Raw genomic sequence first — 26312 nt, 5'->3', positions numbered from 1 at the left:
GGCTCCTGACCATATGCACCTTTTAGTCGGGATGAATCCGGACAAGGAGGGTGTCCAACTGGTGTCTGCCAGGTGCACGTTCGTTGTACACGCGAGTTCGAACGCAATAACCAGGAACGACCTCGCAGGTTTTACGAAATCCCATAGGCAACGCTAGGGTGCCTCAGATGTTCCATGCTGCCTCGTCCCCCGCATGCGCAGCGAGGGCCTGGATCGACTCCCCCGGCTTCCGGTGGGAGGGTCTGTGAACAACTCGCTGCGACCGCACGGCCACAACAGAGCGCCACTCCCCCCGGCAGAGTCGTCGGCGGACGGACTGCCGAGTCCGCGCTCGCCGCAGAGCAAGAAGGCTCAGGCGGACAACAGACCCGCGTCCGGCGGTGCCAAGCAGCGCGACGCGTTCTTCGACAACGCCAAGTACCTGGCGATCGTGCTCGTCGCCATAGGCCACGCCTGGGAGCCGATCAAGGGCGACAGCCGCATCCTGGAGGCCGTGTACACCGTCGTGTACACCTTCCACATGCCGGCGTTCATCATCATCTCCGGCTTCTTCTCGCGCAGTTTCGACGCGAGCCCCAACCGGCTGAAGCGGCTGATCACCGGCGTCGCCGTGCCGTACATCGTCTTCGAGACGGCCTACCCGCTCTTCAAGCGCTGGATCGACGACGACCCCAGCCAGAACATCAGCCTGCTGGACCCGTGGTACCTGACGTGGTTCCTGTGTGCGCTGTTCATCTGGCGGATGACCACCCCCATCTGGAAGATGGTGCGCTGGCCGCTGCCGATCGCGCTCGGCCTCGCCATGGCGGGCACGGTCACCCCGGAGATCGGTGACGACCTGGATCTGCAGCGGGTTCTGCAGTTCCTGCCGTACTTCGTGCTGGGCCTGTGCATGAAGCCCGAGCACTTCCACATGGTGCGCACGCGCACGGTGCGGATGCTGTCCGTGCCGGTGTTCGCGGTGGCGCTCGGCTTCGGCTGGTGGGCGGTGCCGCGGATGAACACCGCGTGGTTCTACCACCGTGACGCCGCGCAGGAGCTGGCCGCGCCGTGGTGGAGCGGGCCGGTCATGGTGCTGGCGATGTTCGGCTGCTCGCTGGTGCTGACGGCCTGCTTCTTCGCTTGGGTGCCGCGCCGGCACATGTGGTTCACGGCGCTCGGCGCGGGCACGCTGTACGGCTATCTGCTGCACGGCTTCGTGGTGAAGGCCGGTGACTACCAGGGCTGGTTCGAGCACGCCTGGCTGCAGCGGCCGCTCGGCGAGATCTTCGTCACCGTGCTCGCGGCCGCCGGCGTGACGCTGCTGTGCACCGCGCCCGTGCAGCGGGTGTTCCGGTTCGCGATGGAGCCGAAGATGGAGTGGGCGTTCAAGCGGGACGCCGCGGAGTTGGCTCGGGAGCGCGAGAAGCGGGAAGGGTCCGCCGCTCGCGAGAAGGTCAACGCCTGAGCCGATCAGTCCGCTTTCAGACCGAGAAGTGCGCGCATCCGTGCGTACTTCTCGGTCAGTCGTTTCCGGGTCGGTTCGTCGAGGGTGGCGAGGCGGTCGGGGTCGGCGTTGTGGGCCAGGTCTGCCTGCTTCACGAGGAGTGCGCCGGGGGTTTCGAGGATGCGGGCGGCGTAGGTCTCGGGGGGTTCTCCGGGGCGCTTGGTGAGGGCCAGAACCATGGCCTTGGTGCGAGGGCTCAGGGGAGCCTCTTCCAGCCACTGGGCGGTCAGGGCGTCGTCCTCCACGGCGTCGTGAAGCCAGGCCGCGGCGATCTGGTCCTCGTCGCCGCCGCGCGTGCGGACGCCTTCGGCCACGGCTGCGAGGTGCTCGGTGTAGGGGCGTCCGGCCTTGTCGGTCTGGGTTGCGTGGGCGGTTCGGGCGATGTCCTCTACGGCGGTCAGGGACAGCGGCGTTCTGGAGGTCTCGGTCACGCGTCCAGTGTCTCGCCCCACCGCCCCTGCCCTTCCCGCCCTTCCTAAATGCCTGGACCGGCGCCGCAAAGGGCCGGTCAGTGCGGCAGGGTTGTTTGGGCCGTTGGGCCCTCTCGGCAGATCAGTAGGAGGGCTCGGTCGTCGTTGACGTCCTTCGCCACCGCTTCGATGAGGTGCCAGGCGGCGCCGTGGAAGCCGCCGGCGACGTAGCGGTCGGCCTCTCCGGTGAGGCGGTCGATGCCCTCGACGATGTCGCGGTCCGATGTTTCGACGAGGCCGTCAGTGAAGAGCATCAGTACGTCTCCGGGGCGGAGGGAGCCCTTCACCGGGTCGAACTGGGCGCCGTCGTACACGCCGAGGAGGGGGCCCTCGGCGGCCTTCTCCTCCCAGCGGCCGCTGCCCGCGCTGAGCTGGAGGCCCGGGGGGTGGCCCGCGGAGTAGAGCTCGTAGTCGCCCGAGTCCAGGTCCAGGACCAGGTGGATGGACGTGGCGAAGCCCTCGTCCCAGTCCTGGCGGAGCAGGTAGCCGTTGGCCGCCGGGAGGAACGCGTGTGGGGGCAGGCTGCCGAGCAGGCCGCCGAAGGCTCCTGAGAGGAGGAGGGCTCGGGAGGCCGCGTCCATGCCTTTGCCCGAGACGTCCGTCAGGACGACCTCCAGGGTGCGGCCGCCGTTGGTGCGGGCCGCCACCACGAAGTCGCCCGAGAAGGACTGGCCGCCCGCCGGACGCAGGGCCATCTCGCGATGCCAACCGTGCGGCAGCTGCGGCAGCTTGCTCTGGACGCGGATGCGTTCGCGCAGGTCGAAGAGCATCGTGCCGCCGCGCCGCCAGGGCACGCCCACGCGGCTGCGGAACTGTGCGATGAGCAGGCCGAAGAAGCCGCATGCCGCCACGACCAGGACCACGCCCGGGGTGACGCGGGACGGGCCCTCCGTGTACGGGCCCAGCTGCACCGACTCGACGATGAGGGCGGTGGCCGCCGCCGCGTACAGGCCCAGCAGGCTCGCCGGGCGCAGCAGCAGTCCGCCCGCGACGATGGGGAGCACCAGCGCGGCCGGCGAGAACCACACCGGATTGGCCATCGTCACGGCGCAGATCAGCGGGACCGTCAGCAGCAGGCCGGCCAGCGCGATCCAGTCGGAGCCGTCACCGCGGAAGTAGTCCACGGCACTTCTGCGCACGCCGACGCGGGCCCGGTGCCACTGCATCTTCAACCGGGCCGTGAACGTCTCGGCCACCGTGCGCCGCTCTCGTCCTGCTGCCATTAGTTCGGGACCCTATCCATCGGACCAGCTGCTTGGCACGGGAGGTCCCACTTGTCCCCCGTCCGAGGTTCGACTTCACAGTGAACTTCACGGAAAGCCGCCTTGGCGTCGGCACCGAGAAATTCCCTCGCTCGTCCCGCAATGCCCTGGTAGGCATGTTTCATGGCGAAAGACAGTGCGAGCGGCAGCGACCGTCCAGACCCCGCCGGCCCCGAGCTGCGGGTGCTACGGCAGGACGAATGGGGCATCTGGTACGACAGCCTGATCCGTGCCTTCAGCGGAGTGCCGGAGGCGGCCGAGGAGCGGGAGTTGTGGGACTCCCTCACCGAGCTCGACCGTTCCCTCGGCGCCTGGGACGGGGACACCTGCGTGGGGACGGCCGGCGCGTTCAGCTTCCGGCTCACCGTGCCCGGCGGAGCCGCCGTGTCCGCCGCCGGGGTCACGATGGTCAGCGTCGCCGGTACGCACCGCAGGCGCGGCGTCCTTACGTCGATGATGCGCCGGCAGCTGGACGACGTACGCGAGTGGGGCTGGCCGGTGGCGGTGCTGACCGCCTCCGAGCCGGAGATCTACGGCCGGTTCGGCTACGGCGTCGGCACCTTCCAGGTGAGCGCCGAGATCGACACCGCGCGCGTGCGGCTGTCGGTGCCGGCCGGCACCGACGACGTACGTCTGCGCTACGCCGTACCGGCCGACGTCCTCGACGTGTGCGAGTCGGTGTACGCGCGCAAGGTGTCGGGCCGGCCGGGGATGCTCGCGCGGCTGCCCGGCTGGGAGCGGCTCGGGCTGCTCGACCCGGAGAGCGACCGGGAGGGCGCGTCGCCGCTGCAGTGCGTGCTGGCCGAGCTGGACGGCGAGGTCGTCGGGTACGCACGTTTCCGCGTCAAGCCGGAGTGGGACGGCAACGGCCCCTGTGGTGCCGTGCACCTGCGGGATGTCCAGGCCCTGACGCCGGCGGCGGAGGCGGCGCTGTGGCGGTTCCTGTTCGGCATCGACCTGACGTCCAGGGTGACGGTGCGGTCGCGGCCGGTCGACGAGGCGTGGCAGCACCAGGTGTCGGACATCCGGCGGTGCGGTGTACGGGTGAAGGACGCCCTGCACGTACGGCTGGTGGACGTCGGGCCCGCGCTGGCGGCGAGGACGTATCAGGCGCCGGTGGACGTCGTGTTCGAGGTCGAGGACGCCTTCTGCCCCTGGAACTCGGGGCGTTGGCGGCTGGTGGGGGATGCCAAGGGCGCGTCGTGCGAGCGTACGACGGACGCCGCCGATCTCTCCTTGTCCGTACGGGAGTTGGGGGCGGCCTATCTCGGCGGCGTGAGCCTGGCGGCGCTCGGTGGCGCCGGGCGGGTGCGGGAGCTGCGGCAGGGGGCGTTGTCCGAGGCGTCCGTGGGGTTCGCTTCCGCGGTGGCTCCGTGGCTGCCGCACGGGTTCTGACGCCGGGTCAACCGGTCGCGGGGACCGGTCGCGGGGGCGGTCACGGTGTCTGGCAGTTCGGGCACCAGAAGAGGTTGCGGGCGGCCAGGTCGGCGGTGCGGATCTCGCCGCCGCAGATGTGGCAGGGCAGGTTGGCCCGGCGGTAGACGTAGACCTCGCCGCCGTGGTCGTCGACGCGGGGCGGGCGGCCCATCGCCTCCGGGGTGTGCTCGGGGCTGACGGTGTCGATGCGGTTGTTGCGGACGCCCTCGCGCATGAGGTCGACGAGGTCCGTCCAGATGGCGTCCCACTGGGCGGGGGTGATGTCCCTGCCCGTGCGGTACGGGTCGATGCGGTGCCGGAAGAGGACCTCGGCGCGGTAGACGTTGCCGACGCCGGCGATGACCTTCTGGTCCATCAGCAGGGCGGCGATGGTCGTACGGCTGCGGGAGATTCTGCTGTAGGCGGTGTGCGGGTCCGCGTCGGCTCGGAGGGGGTCCGGGCCCAGGCGGTCGTGTATCGCCCGCTTCTCCGGGTGCGTGATGAGGGCGCAGGTGGTGGGGCCGCGGAGGTCGACGTATGCGGTGGTGTTCGCGAGGCGCAGGCGGACGGTGTCCGTGGGTGGGGGTGCGGGGGCGTCGCCGAAGTTGACCTTGCCGAAGAGGCCGAGGTGGATGTGGACCCAGTCGGTGTCGCGGAAGGCGAGGAAGAGGTGTTTGCCGTGGGCCTCGGTGTGGGTGAGTTCTGCGCGGTCGAGGAGGGCCGCGGCGTCTGAGAACTTGCCCTGGGGGCTGGTGACGCGGGGGGTGGTGCCGAGGAATGCGGTGGCGTAGTCCTGGGCCAGACGGTGGATGGTGTGGCCCTCGGGCACGGTGGCTCCTTGCTGGTGTGCGGGTGCCTGCGGCGGCGGGGCAGGGGATTTCGCCCCCGCCGCCCCTACCCTTCCCGTCCTCCAGGGGCTGCCGCCCCTTCGACCCCGGGTCTGGGGGCTGCCGCCCCCAGACCCCCGCTGTCGGCCTGAACGGCCTCGTCCTCAAACTCCCCCAGAGGGGGCACCCCCAGACCGGCTGAAATGCCCGGACCGGCGTCTTCGGGTGCCGGCCTGTGACTACTGCTGCGGGTGGTGCGGCGGGATCGGGGGGAGGTCGCCCGTCGTTTCGTAGGCCGAGAGCATTTCGATGCGGCGGGTGTGGCGGTCCTCGCCCGAGTACGGGGTGTTGAGGAAGGTCTCGACGAACTTGGTCGCCTCGTCCTGGGTGTGCATGCGGGCGCCCACGGCGACGACGTTGGCGTCGTTGTGCTGGCGGCCGAGGGAGGCCGTCTCCTCGCTCCAGGCCAGCGCCGCGCGGACGCCCTTGACCTTGTTGGCGGCGATCTGCTCGCCGTTGCCCGAGCCGCCGATCACGATGCCGAGGGCGTCGGGGTCCGCGGCCGTCTTCTCCGCCGCGCGGAGGCAGAAGGGCGGGTAGTCGTCCTGGGCGTCGTAGATGTGGGGGCCGCAGTCCACCGGGTCGTGGCCGGCCGCCTTGAGCCAGTCGACGAGGTGGTTCTTGAGTTCGAAGCCCGCATGGTCGGAGCCGAGATACACGCGCATGGAACGAGTGTGACACGGCTGATACAGGGCAGCAGCGCCGGGTGTCGATCGCGTCAATTGTGACGCAGGCCATGGAAGCTCAAGGAAACCTCAAGTAACAATCCCGAATCAAAGGTTCCCGAATCCGTTCTCCTCCGATTCACTGGTCCGACTCGTACGCCTCATGCACCCCGCTAGTACGAGAACCGCTCACCACGGCGCAAAGGAAATCCGTTCCATGACTTCGCAGCCGACTCAGAAAACGGCCGGACCGGCCGAACCGGCCGCAGGCGGCCACGGTCTACAGGCCGGGCTCAAGAACCGCCATCTGTCCATGATCGCCATCGGCGGTGTCATCGGCGCCGGGCTCTTCGTCGGGTCCAGCTCCGGTATCGCCACCGCAGGCCCCGGCATCCTTCTCTCGTACGCCCTCGTCGGCACGCTCGTGGTGCTGGTGATGCGGATGCTCGGTGAGATGTCCGCGGCGAACCCGACCTCCGGATCGTTCTCCGCCCACGCCGACCGCGCGCTCGGCAGCTGGGCCGGCTTCTCCATCGGCTGGCTGTACTGGTTCTTCTGGGTGGTCGTGCTGGCGGTCGAGGCGACCGCCGGTGCGGTGATCCTGGAGGGCTGGATCCCGTCCGTCCCGCAGTGGGCCTGGGCCCTGATCGTGATGCTGGTGCTGACCGCCACGAACCTGGTCTCCGTGGGGTCGTACGGCGAGTTCGAGTTCTGGTTCGCCGGGATCAAGGTCGTCGCCATCGCCGCGTTCATCATCATCGGCGGGCTGGCCGTCTTCGGGCTGCTGCCCGGCGTCGACAGCGACCAGGCGGGGCTGAGCAACCTCACCGAGCACGGCGGATTCCTGCCGAACGGGCCCGGTGCCATCCTCACCGGTGTGCTGCTCGTCGTCTTCTCCTTCATGGGCAGCGAGATCGCCACCCTCGCCGCCGGTGAGTCCGAGAACCCGCAGCAGGCCGTCACCAAGGCCACCAACAGCATCATCTGGCGTGTCGCCGTCTTCTACCTCGGCTCGATCTTCGTCGTCGTGGCCCTGCTGCCCTGGGACAGCAAGTCCATCGCCGAGGACGGCTCGTACGTCGCCGCGCTCGACTCCCTCGGCATCCCGCACGCCGGTCAGATCATGAACTTCATCGTGCTGACCTCGGTGCTGTCCTGCCTCAACTCCGGTCTCTACACCGCCTCCCGTATGGCCTTCTCCCTCGGCCAGCGCGGGGACGCGCCGAAGTCCTTCGCCCGCACCACCGGCAACGGCGTGCCGCGTACGGCGATCCTCGCGTCCGTCGCGTTCGGGTTCGTGGCCGTGTTCTTCAACTACAAGTTCCCGGACTCCGTCTTCCTCTTCCTGGTCAACTCCTCCGGTGCCGTCGCCCTGTTCGTCTGGCTGGCCATCTGCTTCTCGCAGCTGCGCATGCGGAAGATCATCAAGGCCGAGGCGCCGGAGAAGCTGGTCGTGAAGATGTGGCTGTACCCGTATCTGACCTGGGCCACGGCCGCGCTGATCGTGTTCGTCCTCGGCTACATGCTCACCGACACCGAGCACGACGGCCGCAAGACCGTGCTGCTGTCGCTGCTCGTGGCCGCGCTCGTGCTGGCCGTCGCCTTCATCAAGCAGAAGGTGCGCGGCGGACACGGCCCCGCGAGTGTCGAGGGCGCTGCCGCGTCGGACGCGCCGCGCGACGAGGTCAAGACCGGCTGACCCGGACCGGCTGACCTCTGCCCCCCTCGGCCTCGGGCTGAGAATGGGGCTGAGAGAACAAGCCGAGAAACAGGCCGAGGGGCCCTTGGGACGCTTGCGCGTTCCGAGGGCCCCTCGGCTTTTGTGCTCACAGCACGGTGAAGCTGCCCTTCACCTTCTCGTAGGTCTTCAGTGCCTGCTCTTCCATGTCCGGCTGGTACCACGTGTTGATCTGGTACGACTTCCCGTCGACCGTGAAGCCCAGCAGCCGGGCGTGCCAAGGGAGATCGTTGAGGGTGAAGGTGTACTCCCAGACCACCGCCGGGTGTCCGCGGAACGTCGTCCGCTCCAGGCGGATCTTGTTGTAGTCCCGGCCCTGTTGGGCGTTCTGCTCCGACTTCCGCCAGGAGTCCATGAGGTCGTTGCGGGCCAGGGAGGACTTGGCTGCGAGTTCCTGCTTGGCGTCCGGTGACGTGTAGTGCACCTCCGACCCGGTCTTGACGTCCCGCTGCCAGCCCTCGGGGGGCGCCCACGCGAACCCGCCCGCCTCACGGCGCGCGCCGGGCGGCAGGCTCTGCGGCCTCGACGTGCCCTCCACCGTGGACGAGGGGCCGGCGCCCGGGGACGACGCGGCCGAGGCGAGGGGTGACGGGGAGGAGCTTGCCTTGTCGTCCTCGGGCGAACCGGAGTTGGCCACCAGGACGACCGCCACGACGGCGCCGGCGGCGACGCTTGCGACGGCGGCGATGAGAGTCGTACGCCGATGTCGCCCGCGTCGGCGTTCGGCCGGGGCGGCGGGGCCGGGGAGTTCGCCGGGCGGCATGACGGGAGGGGTGGGAGGCCTGGCGCCGTAGGGCCCGGTACCGGGGCCGGTACCGGGGCCGCCGGGTGCGGGCCCCGGCCCCGGCGCCGGCCGCTGCTCGGTCACCGCTTCGGAGCGCACCAGGGAGACGCCGTTGCGGCGGGGAGCCGCGCCAACGGAATCGCCGGCCGGGGTGGGCGAGCGCACCTCTGAACTGGCCCGGGTGGCGAGCTCGGTGGAGGCGTTGGGGGCACGAGGGGGCTCCTCCGCCGCTGGGGGCGGGGTGCCGTTGGAGGGAGCAGCGGCGGCCGCTTCGGTCGCGGGCGCCTTGGCCTCGGGTGCGGCCGGGACGCGAGCGGTCGGGGTTGGGGTGAGGGGTGGGGTGGGTGTGGGTGTGGGTGTGGGGTTCGGCGGCGGTGGCGGGATGGCGTCGTGTACGTCGACCGGCTGCCGGGGATCGGGCCTGGTCGGGACGCGGGGAGTCTCCAGGTAGGCCGGGGTGGGCGATTCCCCCGGGGACTTCGGGTTCCAGGGGAGGTGAGGGGTCGGCGTTGCCGATGCGGGGTGGTCGGGGGTGGCTGCGACGGAGTCCGGGGCCGCGCCGCCGCGTTCGGGCTCGGGCTCGGGCTCGGGCTCGGGCTGAGACTCGGGGCGGGCAGGTTCAGGGGGCGGGCTGGGTATGGGTTCGGGTCCGCTGTGACGTACAGGGGCGGGGCTTCGTCCAGGGGCCGGGCCTCGTGCGGAGTCGGGGCTGCGTGCGGGGTCGGGGCCGGGTGCGGGTGCAGAGTGGCGTACGGAGTCGGAGCCCGGCGCGGGTTCAGAGCCGCGCATGGGATCAGGGCCACGTGCGTAGTCGGAGCCCGGTACGGGTGCAGAGTGGCCTGCGGAGTCGGAGCCCGGCGCGGGTTCAGAGCCGCGCATGGAATCAGGGCCACGTGCGTAGTCGGAGCCCGGTACGGGTGCAGAGTGGCCTGCGGAGTCGGAGCCCGGCGCGGGTTCAGAGCCGCGCATGGGATCAGGGCCACGTGCGTAGTCGGAGCCCGACGCGGGCCCAGAGCCGGGTGCGGAGACGGAGCCGCGGTCAGAGCCAGAGCCCCATACGGAATCAGAGCCTCGTACGGAGTCAGGGCCCCGTACGAGGCCAGAGCCCCGTACTGCTTCAGGCCCATGCTCTGCGTCCCGCTCGGAACGCGGCACCGGTTCGGGCCCCGCGCCGACCGCCGGGCCGGCTTCCGGCACGGACGTGCTCGGCGGGGCTGGGTCGGGTGCCGCACCACGGGCGGGACCTGGGGTCCCCTCGCCCAGCACTCCAGAGCCAGTAGCGGTCCCCGCACCCAACGCACCTGGCCCGGCAGCGCCCTCGGCGTCCAACCGCCCGGGGCCGACGCCAGGCCTCGCGTCCAACCGCCCGGGAACCGCAGCAGTCCTCGCCTCCAGCTCACCGGAATCGGCAACGCTCTCCGCGTGCAACCGCCCGGGGCCGTCGGCAGCATCCGTGTCCAACCGCCCGGAGCCGTCGGCAGCATCCGTGTCCAACCGCCCAGGCCCGGCGCCGGCCCCAGCGCCCCACCGCCCAGGGACGGCACCAGTCCCCGCGTCCAACACACCGGAATCGGCAGCGCCCTCGGCGTCCAACCGCCCGGAGCCGTCGGCAGCATCCGTGTCCAACCGCCCGGGCCCGGCGCCGGCTCCAGCCTCCAACTGGCCGGGGCCGTCGGCAGCTCCCACGCGCAACCACCCGGAGCCCGCAGCAGCCCCCGCGTCCAACGCGCCGGAATCGGCAGCGCCCTCGGTGTCCAAGTCACCGGGCCCAGCGGCACCCCCAGCGCCCGACCCCCCAGGCCCCGCCATGGTCTCTGGCTCGCCACCCCCCGGCGCACCCATGACCGGCGCCGGTGGTGTCACCGGCATCGTCGGGGTGGGTGCCGGGAAGGCCACCGGCTGGAGGGCCGTTTCCAGGGCGTCCAGGCCGGGGCGGAGGGTGGGGTCCTTGTCCAGGAGGGCGGCGAGGATGTTGCGCAAGGGGCCTGCCGTGGGCGGGAGTTCGGGCTCCTCGTACAGGACCGCATGCAGGGTCGCGAGGGTCGTGTCGCGGGAGAAGGGGGAACGGCCGGCGAGGGCCGCGCACAGGGTGGCGCCCAGGGACCAGATGTCCGACGGCGGGCCCTGGGGGCGCCCGGAGATGCGCTCGGGGGCCATGTAGTCGGGCGACCCGACCAGCATGCCGACCATGGTGAGCGCCTTCGCGTCCTGGATCGCCGCGATGCCGAAGTCCGTCAGGACGACCCGGCCCCGCCCGCGTGCCACCTCCGTCTCCACCAGGACGTTGCCCGGTTTGATGTCACGGTGGAGCACCCCCCGGTCGTGGACCTGGCGCAGCGCCGCGAGCAGGCCGATGCCGATCCGGGCCGTCTCGCACGGGCCGAGCGGGCCCTCCTCCGCCATGATGCGTTCCAGGGAGCGGCCGGCCACCAACTCCATGACGATCCACAGGCGTTCGCCCTCGTCGACCACGTCGTAGACCCGTACGACGTTGAGGTGGTCGATCCTTGCCGTCGCCCTCGCCTCACGCAGGGTGCGTTCGCGGCGTGTGCGGGTGTCCTCCGGGTCGAGGCCGTCGATGCGCATTTCCTTGACGGCGACCAGACGATCAAGGATTTCGTCGACCGCTCGCCACACACGCCCCATTCCCCCCTGGCCGATACTCTCGACCAGTCGATAGCGCCCCGTCACCAGTAAACCTGGAACCCCACCGCTCCTCGTATTTCCCATATTCCCCGGCAATCCACTGCACCCCCCTCGATGCCGCACCAGACATTCGCCATTGAAACACAATGGTCACACTTCAGGCTGTACCAGCATAGTGCGGAGAAATCTTGTGGTACCTCTTCAAGTACTGCGAATTCAGGCGCAGGCAAGGGGGACGAACATGAGTTCTCGTCGCACGACGGCCATCGCGGGATCGCTGGTCGCGACATCTTTCTCGGTAGTGATGATCCTTTCCTTCACTGCCAGTGCGGATGACCAGGGACCCGGGAGCAGCAAGGGGGGAAAGGTCATCGACGAGGCACCGGCGGGCGTGAAGCTCACCACCGAACTGCCCGAGAAAATCTCGGTGAACAACAGTTCGCAGGAAACCGAGATCACTGCCACCGTCAAAAACGAAGGGACCAAGGACAGCGGAAAGATCCAGCTTTTGGTCGTCGGGTTCGACGGCCTGACGGTCAAGAATGTCGAGGGCTGCTCGGCGATCGAGAAAAACAGTCTTCCGGAGGGCTCGAACAGCGGTTTCGCCTGCCCCGTCGACAATCTCCCCGCCGGTGACTCGAAGTCGTATGCCGTGGACGCGACGTACGACCTCGGCAAGGAGGGCAAGATCTGTCTGCCCGTCCAGCCCGGTGACGGCAAGAAGACGTACTGGCAGCAGGGCCCGGTGCCGTTCGGCACGACGAACCCGTCACCGGATGCTCCGGCCACCCCGCTGCTGCTCGGCACCGACAACAAGCCGGTCGCTCCGGGCGCCGACGAACTGCCCAAGACCGGCCTCGGCCGGGACGTCCTGCCGCTCGGCGCGGCCGGCGCGACGCTGATCGCGGCCGGTGCGGCCGGGCTGTGGTGGTCTCAACTGCGGCGGCCTCGGCGATCGCAGGAGGCCTGAGACAGGAGGGCTGAGACAGGGGGCTGAGACAGGGGGCTGAGACAGGGGGCTGAGACAGGGGGCTGAGAGGCGACTGGGCCCGTCCGGCACGGAAATGGTCCACTCCGGCTCAGAAAATGGCCTCTCCGACGCGGAACACGAAGAGGCTCGCCCGGGTGCAGTACGACCCGGCGAGCCTCTTTCGTGAGAACTACGGCCTCAGCGGTTGGCGAACTTCCAGGCGGTGGGCAGCGCGCCCATCGCGAGGGCCGCCTTGAGGGCGTCGCCGATCAGGAACGGGGTGAGGCCGGCCGCGATCGCGGCGGTCGCCGACATGCCGGTGGCGAGGGCCAGGTAGGGGACGCCGACGGCGTAGATGATCGCCTCGCCCAGCAGCATGGCACCCGCGGTGCGCAGGGCGGTGCGATCGGCGCCGCGGCGGGCCAGGGCGCCGACGACGGTGGACGCGAGGATCATGCCGAGGATGTAGCCGAAGGACGGGGCCGCGGCGCCGGAGGTGCCGTCCGCGAACCACGGCACGCCCGCGATGCCCGCCAGCGCGTACAGCGCGAGGGAGAGGAAGCCGCGGCCGGCGCCGAGGGCCGTGCCGACCAGCAGCACCGCGAGGGTCTGGCCGGTCACCGGCACCGGGGAGCCCGGCACGGGCACGGCGATCTGGGCCGCGAGGCCGGTGAGCGCGGCACCGCCGACGACGAGCGCGATGTCGCGGACGCGGGAGGCCGGGAGCAGGTCGGCGAGGACCTGTCCGGTGCGGGCGGGGGCGGCGGCAGCGGTGCTCATGGGGACTCCGCGGGGTGAGGGCAGTACGGGACGCTGTGACGCTATCCCAGCGTGTGCATGCCCATCACCGTCAGTAGTCGACAAAGGGCGGATCACGGGGTTGGTGGGCTCCGGACAAAGGGTGGGGGTTACACCGGGTACGAGGTGACGCCGGTCACTGAGGCGGGGACGTTCAGCTCACAGGCCGGTCTGCCGTCTCGCCCGTCGGTCGCCGTCTGGGCAGCGGTGGGCCGTTTTGCTAGCTTCGAGCGCATGGTCGCCCAGTCCCGGAACTTCTCGTCGCGTCGCCACGTCGACCTGCGACGCGTGGGCGCGGCCGCCTGTCGCCGTACGGGGTGAGTCGGCCCGTCGGTTCGGCTCGCCCGCATCAGACGGCGCAGTGTCGGACCGGCTCCCGAGGAAGTTCCCCATGTCCCGTATCGCGGCACCCACCCTTTCCGCTTCGGCCTCGACGTCGACCTCGACGTCGGTCGCGGCCTCGCATTCGTCTCCGATCCCCCGTCTCTCCGACAGCGACCGGCGCCGGACCAGCGCCAGCGTCATCCTGCGGTCCGTCCTTGAGCACGGGCCGGTGGCGCGCAGCACCATCGCCCGGCTGACCGGCCTGTCACCGGCGTCCGTGACCGACCACTGCGCCCGTCTCACCGAGCTCGGGTTCGTCCGGGAGGCCACCGCACCCCGGCGGTCCAACGGCGTCGGCCGGCCGCACGTACCCCTCGACATGGACGACTCGCGGTTCGTGGTGGGCGGGGTGCACGTGGCGGTGCCGTACACCACGGTGGCGCTGCTCGATCTGCGCGGACGGGTCGTCGCAGAACGGGAGTTGAAGCACTCGGGTGCCCCGGATCCGTACGGCGTCCTGGCCCGCGCCGCCGACGGGCTCGCCGCGCTGCTGGACGCGGCGCCGGGCAGCCGGCCGCTCGGCGTCGGCTTCGCCGCGGGCGGCTGGGTGGACCGGGACTCCGGGACCGTCGTCGAGCATCCGATGCTGGGCTGGCGCGAGGTACCGGTGCGGGAGGTCCTCGGCGCCCACACCGGGCTGCCGGTCCATGTGGACGGGCACGCGCGGGCGTTGGTGAACGCGGAGCGCCTCTTCGGACGGGCGCGCGGCAGCCGGAGCGTGCTGCATCTGTTCGTCGGCAATGTGGTCGACGCGGCGTTCGCCACCAACGACGAGGTGCACCACGGCCCCCGCTCGCAGGCAGGCGCCATCGCCCATCTGCCGGTGCCCGGCGGCACGGAGACCTGCGACTGCGGGCGGGTCGGCTGCCTCCAGGCCGAGCTGAGCGAGCGGACGTTGTGCCGACGGGCGCGGGCTGCCGGCGTCATCGACGGGACGAACCCGACGCATGTCGTGCGCGCGGCGGCGGGCGGGGACCCGGTGGCGGTACGGCTGTTGACCGACCGGGCACGGATGACGGGCCGGGCGGTGGGGCTGCTGCTCGACGTGCTCAACCCGGAGACGGTCGTCGTCACCGAGATCGGCATTCTGAGCCGGGAGGACTGCCTGGGCTCGCTGCGCGCAGCGGTGGGGAACGAGCGGGCGGCGGCCGTCGTGCCGTCCAGTTTCGCGGATTCCGTGCTTGCCACGGCCGGTGGCTCGGTGGCGCTGGACGTGCTGTACCGGGATCCGCTGGGCGCGTCGGGCGCGGCTTTCGAGCGCGTCACCTGAGGCTATTTAATTCAGAAACTCGGAATATTGACAGGGACCGCCGATGACCAGGAACATCCTGCTCATGAGCCCGTTCGTGAGCTGTCGCACCCACTGTTGCTGACACGTTGCCGCGTGTGAAGCGCTCATTTCTTCCTGCGTGAATTCCCTCTCTCCGGCTTCCCCTGCCCGGAATTCCGCATGCTTTCTTGCCCTCTTTTCTCACTCACGGAGCCCTCCCATGTCCTTTTCTCCTGTGCCGGGTGTCGACCGACGGTTCTTCCTCACCTCCCTGCTCGGCGCCGCGGCCGGCGTCGCCGGACTCAGCGGCTGCGCCGACGGCAGCGCGGCCGCCGCCGACAAGGGCGCCTCGACCGCCCCGCTGGCCAAGAATGTGCCCGCCGGTACGAGCCTGAAGATCGCCTCGTACCAGAACACCCAGCAACTTCAGTTCAGACTGGCCAAGTTGGGCGATCCGCCCTTCAAGGTCAGCAACTGGCTGAACATCGGCGCCGGGCCCGATGTCATCAACGCCTTCCGGGCCAAGTCCCTGGACCTCGCCAACAACGCGGGCATCCCGCCGATCCAGGCGTACTACCAGGGCTTCGACGCGAAGATCGTGGCGATCAACATCACCCGCAAGCCCAACTACCTCTTCGCCACCAAGCCCGGCAGCGACATCCGGTCGGTCGACGACTTCAAGGGCAGGCGGCTCGCCTTCTCGCAGGGCCAGGCGCAGGGCGTCGTCCTGTTGCGTGCCCTGAAGAAGGCGGGGCTGAAGTACGACGACGTGGAGCTGGTCCCGCTGACCAGCAACCAGTTCCTCACGGCCCTGCAGTCCGGGCAGGTCGACATCGCCCCGCTCGCCAACAGTCAGGCGCCCGCCTATCTGAAGCAGTACGAGGGCAAGGGCGCCCGCATCGTCACCACCGACGTCGTGGACCTGCTCAGCCTGCTGTGGGCGCCGGTCTCCGTGCTGAACGACTCCGCGAAGGCCGCCGCGATCGCCGCGTACATCCCGTACTGGGCCAAGGGCCAGGTGTGGACGTACGAGCATCCCGATGTCTGGAACCGCGAGTTCTACGTCAAGACACAGAATCTGACCTTGCCTCAGGCCGAGGCGATCACCGAGCTCGCCAACAAGCCGCTGTTCCCGCCGAGCTGGGACGAGGCCATCAAGTGGGAGCAGGAGACCGCGGATCTGCTCGCGGAGGGCGGGTTCGTGAAGAAGTTCGACGTCAGCGAGCTCTTCGACCATCGCTTCGAGGGCATCGCCGCGAAGTCCGTACCGGCCGAGTACCGGAAGTGACCGCCATGACCACGACCACCCTGCACAAGGCCGCGGACGTCGTCGTCACCGACGAGCGGCCCCGTAAACGCCGCCGCGGGCTCGCACCCGGCAAACGCCTTCCCGCCGCCCGGCTCGCCGGGCCCCTGCTGGTGCTCGTCCTGTGGGCCGTCGCGTCCGCAGCCGAGGCGCTCGACCCCGCCGCGATTCCCGCGCCCTGGACGGTGGTGGAGACCGGCGCCCAGCTGTGGAGCGACGGGACCCTGATCACCGACATCCTCACCTCGTTGCAGCGGGCCGCGTCCGGCTTCGCGATCGGTCTGACCGCCGGCGTCGTGCTGGCCCTGGCCTCCGGACTCACCCGCACCGGGGAGGCGCTGATCGACGGCACGGTCAACCTCAACCGGGCCATCCCGACCCTCGGTCTGATCCCGCTGTTCATCCTCTGGCTGGGCATCGGCGAGACCTTCAAGATCGCGATCATCGCGATCGTCGTCTACATCCCGATCTACCTCAACACGCATGCCGCCCTGTCCGGCATCGACAACCGGTTCGTCGAGCTCGCCGAGGTGCAGGGCCTGTCGAAGCTGCGCTTCATCCGGGAGATCGTCGTCCCCGGCGCGCTGCCCGGGTTCTTCGTGGGACTCCGGCTCGGCGTGACCGGCTCCTGGCTGGGCCTGGTGGTCCTGGAGCAGATCAACGCCACCAGCGGCCTCGGCTACATGATGTTCCAGGCCACGAACTACGGCCAGTCGGACGTCATCCTCGTCGGCCTGGTCGTCTACGGCATCTTCGGCCTCGCCTCGGACAGCACGGTCCGCCTCATCGAACGGAGGGTGCTGTCGTGGCGCCGCACACTGAGCAGCTGACCCGTCCCGCCGTCCAGCTCCGCTCGCTGACACGCTCGTTCGACCAGCGTGTCGTGCTCGACGGCATCGACCTGGACATTCCCGCCGGCCAGTTCGTGGCCCTGCTGGGGCACAGCGGCTCCGGCAAGAGCACCCTGTTGCGAGCGGTCGCCGGTCTCGACCACGAGGTCACCGGCAGCGGACAGCTCACCGCCCCGGACCGGGTGTCGGTCGTCTTCCAGGACTCCCGGCTGCTGCCCTGGCGTCGCGTCCTCGCCAACGTGCTCCTCGGGCTGGAGGGCAAGGAGGCGGAGCGGAAGGGGCGCGAGGCCCTCGCCGAGGTCGGGCTGAAAGGCCGCGAGCGCGCCTGGCCCAACGAGCTGTCCGGCGGCGAGCAGCAGCGCGCGGCGCTGGCCCGCTCACTCGTCCGTGAGCCCGAACTCCTGCTGGCCGACGAGCCGTTCGGGGCGCTGGACGCGCTGACCCGCATCAGGATGCATGCCCTGCTCAGGGAGCTGTGGGAGCGGCACCGGCCCTCGGTGCTGCTGGTCACGCATGACGTGGACGAGGCGATCGTGCTCGCGGACCGGGTGCTCGTGCTGGAGCGGGGGCGCATCGGGCTCGACCTGGCCATCGACTGCGATGCGCATGCGCGCGGCGAGTACCGGTTGCGGCTGCTCGCGGCGCTGGGCGTGACCGAGGACGTCAGGTGACCGCCGGTTGCCGTGCGTCTTTCGCCCCCGCCGCCCCTGCTCGTCCCGTCCCGGGGGCTGCCGCCCCCGCACCCCCGCTGTCGGCCTGAACGGCCTCGTCCTCAAACGCCGGACGGGCTGACTTGCCTGGACCGGCGCTCGTGAGGCAATCCCCCGACTGTCCAGAACGAAGGACACTGCATGCCCCGGCAACTCCACCTCAACGCCTTCCTCATGAACACCGGTCACCACGAGGCCTCCTGGCGGCTCCCCGAGAGTGACCCGTACGCGCACGTGTCCCTGGCCCACTACGTCAACCTGGCCCGCGTCGCCGAACGCGGCACCTTCGACTCGCTCTTCCTCGCCGACGGCCCCCAGCTGTGGAACAACCTCGCGCAGCGTCCCGCCGGCGCTCTGGAGCCGCTCACGCTGCTCACCGCGCTGGCGACGGCCACCGAGCACATCGGGCTCATCGCCACCGCCTCCACTTCCTACAACTCCCCCTACAACCTGGCCCGCAAGTTCGCCTCCCTCGACATCATCAGCGGCGGCCGGGCGGGCTGGAACATCGTCACCACGGCGGGCGCGGAGGCCGCCCGTAACTTCGGGCTGGACGCGGAGCCCGCACACGCCGAGCGGTACGCCCGCGCCGCCGAGTTCCTGGACGTGGCCCTGAAGCTCTGGGACAGCTGGGAGGACGACGCGATCGTCGCCGACAAGGCCGCCGGCGTGTGGGGCGACGACGCCAAGATCCATCCGCCCCGGCACGCAGGGACGTACTTCAGTGTCCAGGGCGCCCTCAATGTGCCACGTACACCGCAGGGTTACCCGCTGCTCGTGCAGGCGGGTTCGAGCGAGGACGGCAAGGGCTTCGCCGCCCGGTACGCGGAGGCGGTGTTCACCGCGCAGCAGACGATCGAGGACGCGCGGGCCTTCTACGCCGACCTCAAGGCACGTACGGAGGCGGCCGGCCGCGACCCCGAGCACATCAAGGTGCTCCCCGGCATCGTCCCGGTGATCGGCTCGACGGAGGCCGAGGCGCGGGCGGCCGAGCAGGTCCTGGAGGACCACATCGTGCACACGCACGGAGTGGGACGCCTGGAGAGCCTGCTACAACTGCCGCCCGGAACACTGGAGTTGGACTCCGAACTCCCCTCCGATCTGCCGCCCGAGGACGCCATCGAGGGCGCCAAGAGCCGCTACACGCTCGTGGTGGAGCTGGCCCGGCGCGAGCGGCTCACCGTGCGGCAGCTGATCGGGCGGCTCGGCGGCGGACGCGGCCATCTCACCTTCGCCGGTACGCCGGAACAGGTCGCCGACGCCATCGAGACCTGGTTCACACAGGGCGCCGCCGACGGCTTCAACATCATGCCGCCGGTCCTGCCCTCCGGCCTCGACGCCTTCGTCGACCATGTCGTCCCGATCCTGCGCGCCCGCGGTCTGCTCCGCACGGAGTACGGCCCGCGCCGGACCCTGCGCGAGCGCTACGGCCTCCCGCGCCCCGCCAACCAGTACGTCAGCAGCCCCGCAACCGGCACCCCCGCCCTCGTCTGAAAGGACCGCACATGTCCATCGAGATCCAGAAGGTCACCGCCAACATCGGCGCCCGCGTCTCGGGCGTGGACATCTCCCAGCCCCTCGGCCAGGAAACGGTCGCCGCCCTGCGCGAGGCCCTCACCGCCCACAAGGCGCTCGTCTTCGACGACGTGAACCTCGACGACGAGACTCAGCAGGCCTTCGTCCGCCACTTCGGCGACGTCACCACCGCCCACCCGACGGTCTCCTCCGTCGCCGGCACCCCGAACGTCCTGCCCGTCGACAGCGAGCGCGGCCGTGCCGCCAACCACTGGCACACCGACGTCACCTTCGTCCTCAACCCGCCGCAGGCCACCACCCTGCGCAGCATCACGATCCCGCCGTACGGCGGCGAGACCCTGATCGCCAGCTCGGCGGCCGCCTACCGGCAGCTGCCCGAGCCGCTGCGGAACCTGGCCGACAACCTGTGGGCGGAGCACACCAACGACTACGACTACGCCGTGCCGGACGAGGACGTCGACGACGGGCAGGCCGCCCAGCGCGCCGAGTTCACGTCGATCAAGTACCGCACCGTCCACCCGGTCGTCCGCGTCCATCCGCTGTCGGGTGAGCGCGGCCTGTTCATCGGCGGGTTCGCGCAGCGCATCGTGGGCCTCTCGCCGGGCGAGTCCCGCAGGATCCTCGACCTGCTCCAGGCGTACGTCACCCGGCCGGAGAACATCCTTCGCCACCGCTGGTCCGGGAACCAGCTGGTCGTCTTCGACAACCGCATCACCCAGCACTACGCCGTCGACAACTACGACGGGCTGCCGCGCCGCCTGCACCGGGTGACCGTGGCCGGTGACGTGCCGGTCGGCATCGAGGGCAAGGAGAGCTACTCGATCGAGGGGGACGCGTCGCACTACACACCGGTCGCCGCGTAGTCGGCCTGTCACAGTCGGTGCGGTAAGTGTCCGCATAGTGGGCAGCCTCTCCTCGTCAGCGGAGAGGCTGCCCAGACTGTGGGCGTTTTTGCCCACCTTCTGCATTGGACGAGCCGCGCCCATGCCCAACAGCACCACGGAGACGCCCCCGCAGGCGGACGACGTCTCCCCAGGACTGAATCACGGCCTCAAGCAGCGCCACCTGTCGATGATCGCCCTCGGTGGTGTCATCGGCGCGGGCCTGTTCGTCGGGTCCGGCGCCGGTATCGCCGCCGCCGGTCCTTCGATCGTCATCGCGTACGTCCTCTCCGGCCTCCTCGTGATGCTGGTGATGCGGATGCTCGGCGAGATGTCGGCCGCCTATCCCTCTTCGGGGTCCTTCTCCGCGCACGCCGAGCGGGCGATCGGCCCGTGGGCCGGCTTCACGGCCGGCTGGTCGTTCTGGGTGCTGCTCTGCACGGCCGTCGGCCTGGAGGGCATCGGCGCCGCGAAGATCGTCACGACCTGGCTTCCGCACTCCCCGGAGTGGGCCTGGGTGGCCCTCTTCATGGTCGTCTTCTGCGGTGCGAACCTCGCCGCCGTGAAGAACTTCGGCGAGTTCGAGTTCTGGTTCGCGGCCCTGAAGGTCGGCGCGATCGCGCTGTTCCTGGTGCTGGGCGGGCTTGCCATCGCGGGCGTCCTGCCGGGCACGGACGCGCCGGGCACCGCGCACCTCACCGGTGAGGGTGGATTCCTCCCGAACGGCACCGAGGGCCTGATCATCGGCCTATTGGCATCAGTCTTCGCCTATGGCGGCATGGAGACGGTCACCATCGCCGCGGCCGAGTCGGAGAACCCGGTCAGCGGCGTCGCGAGCGCGGTCCGCACGGCGATGTGGCGCATCGCCCTCTTCTACATCGGCTCCATGGCGGTCGTCGTCACCCTCGTCCCCTGGGACTCCAAGGAGGTCGTCGAGAAGGGCCCGTACGTCGCCACCCTCGACCACCTCGGCATCCCCGGCGCCGGCCAGCTGATGAACGTCGTGGTCCTGGTCGCCCTGCTGAGCGCCATGAACGCCAACATCTACGGCTCCTCGCGCATCGCGTACTCGCTCGTCCAGCGCGGGCAGGGACCGAAGATGCTGGGCCGGGCGTCGGGCGGCGTCCCGCGCATCGCCGTCCTGGCGTCCTCGGTGTTCGGCTTCGTTTGCGTGGTGCTGAGCTACTGGCGGCCGGACGACGTCTTCCCCTGGCTGCTGAACATGATCGGCGCCGTCATCCTGGTCGTCTGGATCTTCATCGCCGTCTCCCAGCTGCGACTGCGCAGCCGCATGGAGCGCGAGGCGCCGGAGAAGCTGGTCGTGCGGATGTGGGCGTTCCCGGTCCTGACCTGGGTCGCGCTGGCCGGGATGGCGGCCATCTTCGTCCTCATGGCCCGGGAGCCGGACACCCGCGTGCAGCTGTACTCGACGGGCGGCATGACGCTGTTCCTGGCGGTCGTCGGGTTCGCTTGGCAGAAGGCGCGCGCCAAGGGCTGACACGCCCCCGGACGGCGGTCCGACGGCATCGAAGCCCCCGTGTCATCCACACGGGGGCTTTTTGCTGTTAGCTTGTTGTTGCAAGCTACTTGCAACAAGGCGTCCTGCCTCGTGATCGTCTTCTCACCCTTCACGAAGCAGGCGGAATGAAGGAAGCCCCCGCGAGGACCTGACTCGCGGGGGTTTTCCCGTGCCGCCGGAGGGCGTCAGGGCTTGCGGCCCAGTCCGCCGTGCTGGCCGATCGGCCGCGGCTCCTCGTCGGACGGCTCCGGGTGCCACAGCGGAACGGAGACGATGCCGGGCTCCACCAGGTCCAGACCCTCGAAGTACGCGGTGATCTGGTCGACCGGGCGCAGGAAGTACGGGACCGCGCCGGTCTCGTTGTAGGCGTCCTGGGCCTGCTCGTAGTCCGGGTCGGTGCCCCGGGAGCCCTCGTTGAGGGAGAGGTAACTGCCGGAGGGCAGGCCCGCCAGGAGGCCGCGGACGATGCCGCGTGCCTGCTCGTAGTCGGTGACGTGACCGAGGATGCCGCTGAGGATCAGGGCCGTCGGGCGGGAGAGGTCGAGAGTGCGGGACGCCGCCTCCAGGATCTTCTCCGGGTCGTACAGGCTCAGGTCCTCGTACGCCGTCACACCCTCGGGCGTCGAGGTGAGCAGGGCGCGGGCGTGGGCCAGCACCAACGGGTCGTTGTCGACGTAGACGATCCTCGACTCGGGGGCGAGGCTCTGGGCCACCTCGTGGGTGTTGTCGACGGTGGGCAGGCCCGTGCCGACGTCGAGGAACTGGCGTACGCCCGCCTCCGTGACCAGGTACCGGATGCTGCGGCCCAGGAAGGCGCGGCTGCTGCGGGCGATGGTGACGATGCCGGGGTACACGGCGGTGTAGGCGTCGCCGGCGGCCTCGTCCACGGGGTAGTTGTCCTTGCCGCCCAGCCAGTAGTTCCAGATCCTGGCCGAGTGCGGTACCGAGGTGTCGATCTCCGTCATGGGCACATGGTCCTACGAGACGTCCGGCTCGCACGGCACATTGAGGGAGAGAAGTGCCGCGGAACCGTCGGTTCTCATGTGGAGTTCGCTGATCGCCACGTTGCGCAACCTCGGGAACACTCTGCGGTACTCGCCGGCCGGGATCGACAGCAGCGTGCACAGCACCAGCCGGAACAGGGTGTTGTGCGCGACGACGAGGACGCGCTCGCCGGGGTGGGCGGCGGCGATGCGGCGCAGGGCGGCGGCTCCGCGTTCGGCGGCGGCGACGGGGTTCTCGGCGCCTGGGAACGGGTGGGCCACCGGATCGGCGCGGAAGGCCTCGGCCGCCTTCGGGTCCTCGGCCCCGAACTGCGCGAGCGTACGGCCCTCAAGGACGCCGAAGTCGCATTCGCGCAGGCCGGGTTCGCGGTGCGGGGTGATGCCGAGGGCCCGGCAGGCGGGGTCGGCGGTGGCCACGGCACGGGACAGGGGCGAGGTCCAGATCGCGTCGACCGGGTGGGCGGCGGCCCAGCGGCCGAGGGCCTCGGCCTGGGCGCGCCCCGTGTCGGTGAGGGGCACGTCGCTGATCCCCGCGTAGCGGTTCTCGGCATGCCAGATCGTCTGTCCGTGCCGGGCCAGCAAGAGCGTCGTACTCGTGCCCCGGTCCATGCCCATGCCCGCTCCCTTGCCTCTGCTCTCGCCCTTGCCCGTGCTCATGAAGACGAAGTATCCGCGTCCAGGCGCGCGAGTGCGTGCGCCGCGACCGGTGGCGGGAGCCAGCCTCGGGCGGTCAGTTCGTCGACCAGGCGCGCGTACGGCCCGGCGAAGCGGGCGGTGCGGTCGGGGCGGGGTTCGACGGTCCTGCCGATGCGGAGCATGCCCTCCGCGGCCTGAGCCAGACCGGGGGCCGCACCCGCTCCGTACGCCGCCAACGCGGCCATCCCCAGGGCCGGTTCCGTCTGCTGCGGCACGCGTGCCGGGCGGCCCAGGATGTCGGCGCGCAGCTGGTTCCAGTACGGGCTGCGGGCGGCGCCGCCCGTGAAGGTGAGGGGGCCGTCGAGGGGGGCGCCGAGGTGGTGCAGATAGTCCAGGCACAGGCGTTCCGTGAAGGCGACGCCTTGGAGGAGCCCGGCCCACAGGTCGGCGTCCGACTCGGGTTCGCCCAGGACGAGCGCGACGGCCTTCGGGGCCAGGAACGGGAACCGCTCGCCGGGTGACACGAGGGGGTACGTGATCGCCCCGGACGGCTCGTAGGAGGCGGCCAGCGTGTCCATGGCCGCCGGGTCGGCGCCCGAGAACGCCGCCGTGAGCACGCCCGCGCCCACGCTGGAGGCCCCGCCGGGCAGCCAGCTCCCGTCCGGGGCGCGGTGGTTGTAGACCACTCCGGTCGGGTCCCGGATCAGGGTCGGGGACGCGCCCTTGAGGACCAGCGTGGTGCCGAGCACGGAGTTCCAGGAGCCGGGGCGCAGGGCGGCGGAGGCGATCTGGGCCGCGCAGCCGTCGGTCATCCCCGCGACGACGGGGGTTCCGGCGGGGATGCCGGTGGCGTCGGCGGCGGTCGGGGAGACCTCGCCGAGGGGGGTGCCGGGGCGTACGACGTCCGGGATCACCGCGTCGGGCAGGCCCAGCCGGGTCAGCATGGCCGGCCAGGCGTCGCGCTCCAGGTCGTAGCCGGTCTTCAGGGCGTGGCTGGAGTCGGCCGGGGGCAGCTCGCCGGTGAGGAGGGAGACGACCAGGTCCGGCTGATGGGTGACCCGCCCCTGCCCGTACGTCTCGGTCAGCCACAGCGCCTTCGGCAGCGCCCAGGTGTCCTGCACCGCGAGCCCCGCCATCCGCGCCCGCGCTCCCTGGACCGTCGCCCGCCCGTCGTCGTACATCAGCGCGGGGCTCGTCGGCCGCCCCGCCCCGTCCGTCAGCAGCACGGTCCCGGACGTCCCGCACACCGCGAGCCCGCCGATCCGCACCCCTCGCGGGGAACCGAGCGCGGCCCGGGACGCCGTGCACACCGCGTCCCACCACTCCCCCGGATCCTGCTCGTGCCGCACCCCGTCCCGGTGCCCGCCGAGGGGCGCCGAGCCGCTGCCGAGCACGGTGCCGTCCCCCGTGACCAGCAGGACCCGGACGCTCTGGGTGCCGAGATCGATCCCGAGCCATGCGTCGTCCTGATCGTGCGTCATACGGGGCTGTTCGTGTGCCATACCGGACCTCCAGCACATCTCGATCCGTGAACTTCACACTCTGCCCTGAGATTTTCCCTTGCGCGAGGGATTGACGCCCAACTTCCGCCGTTCCACCCTCTGTTAACGAGTCGACTCGCCGTGTTAACCCCTGCACACGGATGGCCCAACCCCACGTGGAGGTCACGGATGGACATGCACGTGCACGACCGCCGGCGCTTCCTCGCCCTGACCGCCGCCGCAGCAGCAACCCCGCTGCTCGCGGCCTGCGGGGCCGGGTTCGGCGGTGACGACGACAAGAGCGACGGGTCGGCGGCGGACGACGTCACCGGCTCCTTCGACTGGAAGCGGGAGAAGGGCACGACCGTCAAGGCGCTGCTGAACAAGCACCCGTACACGGACGCGCTCATCGCCGACCTGAAGTCCTTCACCGAGAAGACCGGCATCAAGGTCGAGTACGACGTCTTCCCCGAGGACAACTACTTCGACAAGCTCACCGTCGACCTGTCCAGCGGGCGGGCCTCGTACGACGTCTTCATGCTCGGCGCGTACATGGTCTGGCAGTACGGCCCGCCCGGCTGGCTGGAGGACCTCGGCCCCTGGATGCGCAACTCCTCGGCGACCGGCGCCGAATGGGACCAGGCCGACTTCTTCCCGAACCTCCTCCAGGCCGACCAGTGGTCCCTCAAGGCGGGCGCGCCGCTCGGGCAGGGCGGGCAGTACGCGCTGCCGTGGGGCTGGGAGACCAACGTCGTCGCCTACAACACGGACGTCTTCAAGAAGCTCGGCCTCAAGCCCGCCGAGACCTTCGACGAACTGCGCGAGATCGCCGGGACGATCAAACGGAAGGCGCCGGGCGCCGGCTTCGACGGCATGTACGGGATCGCCGTCCGCGGGTCCCGGAGCTGGGCCACCATCCACCCCGGTTTCATGACGATGTACGCCCGCAACGGGCTCAAGGACTTCACGGTCAAGGGCGGGAAGCTCACACCGGCCATGAACAGCCCCGCGGCCGTCGCGTTCACCGAGGACTGGGCCGGCATGGTCAAGCAGGGCGGGCCGCCGTCCTGGACGTCGTACACCTGGTACCAGTGCTCCAGCGACCTCGGTGCGAAGAAGGCCGGGATGCTGTTCGACGCGGACACGGCCGCCTACTTCCAGGCGGTAGAGGGGGCGAGCCCGGCCTCCGGGAAGATCGCCTTCCACCCCGGCCCGAAGGGACCGGACGGGTCGCTCGCCACCAACATGTGGATCTGGTCGCTCGGCATGAACGCCAAGAGCAAGAAGAAGAGCGCCAGTTGGCTGTTCCTGCAGTGGGCGACCGGCAAGGAGCACCTGCGCAAGAGCGCGATCACGCACAACCACATCGACCCGGTCCGCAAGTCGATCGCCGACGACAGCGCGTACAAGGACAAGATGCGGCATCTGCCGGGCTTCATCGAGACCTTCGAGACCGTCGTCGACCAGACGAAGATCCAGTTCACCCCGCAGGCGCAGTTCTTCGACGCGACCACCAGCTGGGCCGCCGCCCTCCAGGAGATCTACGGCGGCCAGGGTGCCAAGGGCGTCCTCGACGGGCTGGCGGGCGATCTCGCCGACAAGGTGGGCTAGC

21 protein-coding genes are annotated in these 26312 nt (G+C 70.4%); 12 read left to right on the top strand and 9 right to left on the bottom strand.

The genetic code is table 11. The features are described from left to right. Positions 1–244 precede the first annotated feature (244 nt). Positions 245–1447: an acyltransferase family protein gene (locus tag ACZ7L5_RS26895; RefSeq protein WP_471519443.1), complete on the top strand. Its 1203-nt coding sequence runs from the start codon at positions 245–247 to the stop codon at positions 1445–1447. A 5-nt stretch (positions 1448–1452) separates the two neighbouring features. On the opposite strand, the gene ACZ7L5_RS26890 is transcribed toward ACZ7L5_RS26895, so the two are convergent. Continuing rightward, complete coding sequence (locus ACZ7L5_RS26890; RefSeq protein WP_443052577.1) at positions 1453–1917, bottom strand: HD domain-containing protein; 465 nt, start codon at positions 1915–1917, stop codon at positions 1453–1455. 77 nt (positions 1918–1994) lie between these two features. Next, a complete protein-coding gene (locus ACZ7L5_RS26885) occupies positions 1995–3179 on the bottom strand; it encodes a PP2C family protein-serine/threonine phosphatase (RefSeq protein ID WP_363041246.1) in 1185 nt (394 codons plus the stop codon). A 162-nt stretch (positions 3180–3341) separates the two neighbouring features. Here ACZ7L5_RS26885 and ACZ7L5_RS26880 point away from each other — a divergent pair, with 162 nt between their 5' ends. Continuing rightward, a complete protein-coding gene (locus ACZ7L5_RS26880; protein WP_471519440.1) occupies positions 3342–4613 on the top strand; it encodes a GNAT family N-acetyltransferase in 1272 nt (423 codons plus the stop codon). Positions 4614–4653: 40 nt separating this feature from the next. On the opposite strand, the gene ACZ7L5_RS26875 is transcribed toward ACZ7L5_RS26880, so the two are convergent. Both ACZ7L5_RS26875 and ACZ7L5_RS26870 read right to left on the bottom strand, forming a co-directional pair. Next, positions 4654–5463: an Fpg/Nei family DNA glycosylase gene (locus tag ACZ7L5_RS26875; protein WP_471519438.1), complete on the bottom strand. Its 810-nt coding sequence runs from the start codon at positions 5461–5463 to the stop codon at positions 4654–4656. 237 nt (positions 5464–5700) lie between these two features. Beyond that, positions 5701–6186 carry a ribose-5-phosphate isomerase gene (locus ACZ7L5_RS26870; protein WP_471519436.1) on the bottom strand — a complete coding sequence of 162 codons (486 nt, stop codon included), beginning with the start codon at positions 6184–6186 and terminating at the stop codon, positions 5701–5703. A gap of 217 nt (positions 6187–6403) precedes the next feature. Here ACZ7L5_RS26870 and ACZ7L5_RS26865 point away from each other — a divergent pair, with 217 nt between their 5' ends. Beyond that, positions 6404–7885, top strand: coding sequence for an amino acid permease (locus ACZ7L5_RS26865; RefSeq protein ID WP_471519434.1), 1482 nt, complete (start codon positions 6404–6406; stop codon positions 7883–7885). A gap of 127 nt (positions 7886–8012) precedes the next feature. Here the strand turns inward: ACZ7L5_RS26865 and ACZ7L5_RS26860 are convergent, their stop codons facing one another. Further along, positions 8013–11354, bottom strand: a complete 3342-nt coding sequence (locus ACZ7L5_RS26860) for a serine/threonine-protein kinase (protein ID WP_471519432.1) — start codon at positions 11352–11354, stop codon at positions 8013–8015. 241 nt (positions 11355–11595) lie between these two features. On the opposite strand from ACZ7L5_RS26860, the gene ACZ7L5_RS26855 reads away from it, so the two are divergent. Then, a complete protein-coding gene (locus tag ACZ7L5_RS26855) occupies positions 11596–12324 on the top strand; it encodes a hypothetical protein (RefSeq protein WP_471519430.1) in 729 nt (242 codons plus the stop codon). 198 nt (positions 12325–12522) lie between these two features. Here the strand turns inward: ACZ7L5_RS26855 and ACZ7L5_RS26850 are convergent, their stop codons facing one another. Then, entirely contained in the window at positions 12523–13104 is a 582-nt protein-coding gene (locus tag ACZ7L5_RS26850) for a biotin transporter BioY (RefSeq protein WP_328881638.1), read from the bottom strand. A gap of 409 nt (positions 13105–13513) precedes the next feature. Between ACZ7L5_RS26850 and ACZ7L5_RS26845 the strand changes: the two genes are divergently transcribed. The 7 genes from ACZ7L5_RS26845 to ACZ7L5_RS26815 all read left to right on the top strand — a co-directional run bounded on the left by ACZ7L5_RS26845 (position 13514) and on the right by ACZ7L5_RS26815 (position 21558). Further along, positions 13514–14776: an ROK family protein gene (locus ACZ7L5_RS26845; RefSeq protein ID WP_471519427.1), complete on the top strand. Its 1263-nt coding sequence runs from the start codon at positions 13514–13516 to the stop codon at positions 14774–14776. 220 nt (positions 14777–14996) lie between these two features. Then, positions 14997–16064, top strand: coding sequence for an ABC transporter substrate-binding protein (locus ACZ7L5_RS26840; protein ID WP_471519425.1), 1068 nt, complete (start codon positions 14997–14999; stop codon positions 16062–16064). Between the two features lie 5 nt (positions 16065–16069). Continuing rightward, the gene (locus ACZ7L5_RS26835; protein WP_471519423.1) at positions 16070–16912 is read left to right on the top strand and encodes an ABC transporter permease; all 843 of its coding nucleotides are present in this window, start codon (positions 16070–16072) and stop codon (positions 16910–16912) included. Beyond that, positions 16888–17604, top strand: a complete 717-nt coding sequence (locus tag ACZ7L5_RS26830) for an ABC transporter ATP-binding protein (RefSeq protein WP_471519421.1) — start codon at positions 16888–16890, stop codon at positions 17602–17604. The genes ACZ7L5_RS26835 and ACZ7L5_RS26830 overlap by 25 nt, the downstream gene beginning before the upstream one ends. A gap of 180 nt (positions 17605–17784) precedes the next feature. Next, complete coding sequence (locus tag ACZ7L5_RS26825) at positions 17785–19137, top strand: LLM class flavin-dependent oxidoreductase (protein WP_471519419.1); 1353 nt, start codon at positions 17785–17787, stop codon at positions 19135–19137. Positions 19138–19148: 11 nt separating this feature from the next. Continuing rightward, complete coding sequence (locus ACZ7L5_RS26820; protein ID WP_471519417.1) at positions 19149–20042, top strand: TauD/TfdA dioxygenase family protein; 894 nt, start codon at positions 19149–19151, stop codon at positions 20040–20042. Between the two features lie 121 nt (positions 20043–20163). Further along, positions 20164–21558, top strand: coding sequence for an amino acid permease (locus tag ACZ7L5_RS26815; RefSeq protein ID WP_471519415.1), 1395 nt, complete (start codon positions 20164–20166; stop codon positions 21556–21558). Positions 21559–21764: 206 nt separating this feature from the next. On the opposite strand, the gene ACZ7L5_RS26810 is transcribed toward ACZ7L5_RS26815, so the two are convergent. Genes ACZ7L5_RS26810 through ACZ7L5_RS26800 form a run of 3 tightly spaced genes read right to left on the bottom strand, consistent with a single transcriptional unit; the run spans position 21765 to position 24700 of the window. Continuing rightward, positions 21765–22544, bottom strand: coding sequence for an SAM-dependent methyltransferase (locus ACZ7L5_RS26810; protein ID WP_467480995.1), 780 nt, complete (start codon positions 22542–22544; stop codon positions 21765–21767). Between the two features lie 12 nt (positions 22545–22556). Next, a complete protein-coding gene (locus ACZ7L5_RS26805) occupies positions 22557–23192 on the bottom strand; it encodes a histidine phosphatase family protein (protein WP_471519502.1) in 636 nt (211 codons plus the stop codon). Positions 23193–23236: 44 nt separating this feature from the next. Continuing rightward, complete coding sequence (locus tag ACZ7L5_RS26800) at positions 23237–24700, bottom strand: FGGY-family carbohydrate kinase (RefSeq protein ID WP_471519413.1); 1464 nt, start codon at positions 24698–24700, stop codon at positions 23237–23239. Positions 24701–24889: 189 nt separating this feature from the next. Between ACZ7L5_RS26800 and ACZ7L5_RS26795 the strand changes: the two genes are divergently transcribed. Next, positions 24890–26311, top strand: a complete 1422-nt coding sequence (locus ACZ7L5_RS26795; protein ID WP_471519411.1) for an ABC transporter substrate-binding protein — start codon at positions 24890–24892, stop codon at positions 26309–26311. The last annotated feature ends 1 nt before the right edge of the window (position 26312 follow it).

The sequence above is a fragment of the Streptomyces sp. NPDC107528 genome, assembly GCF_055639295.1.
This window is presented reverse-complemented; position numbering and strand designations above follow the sequence as displayed.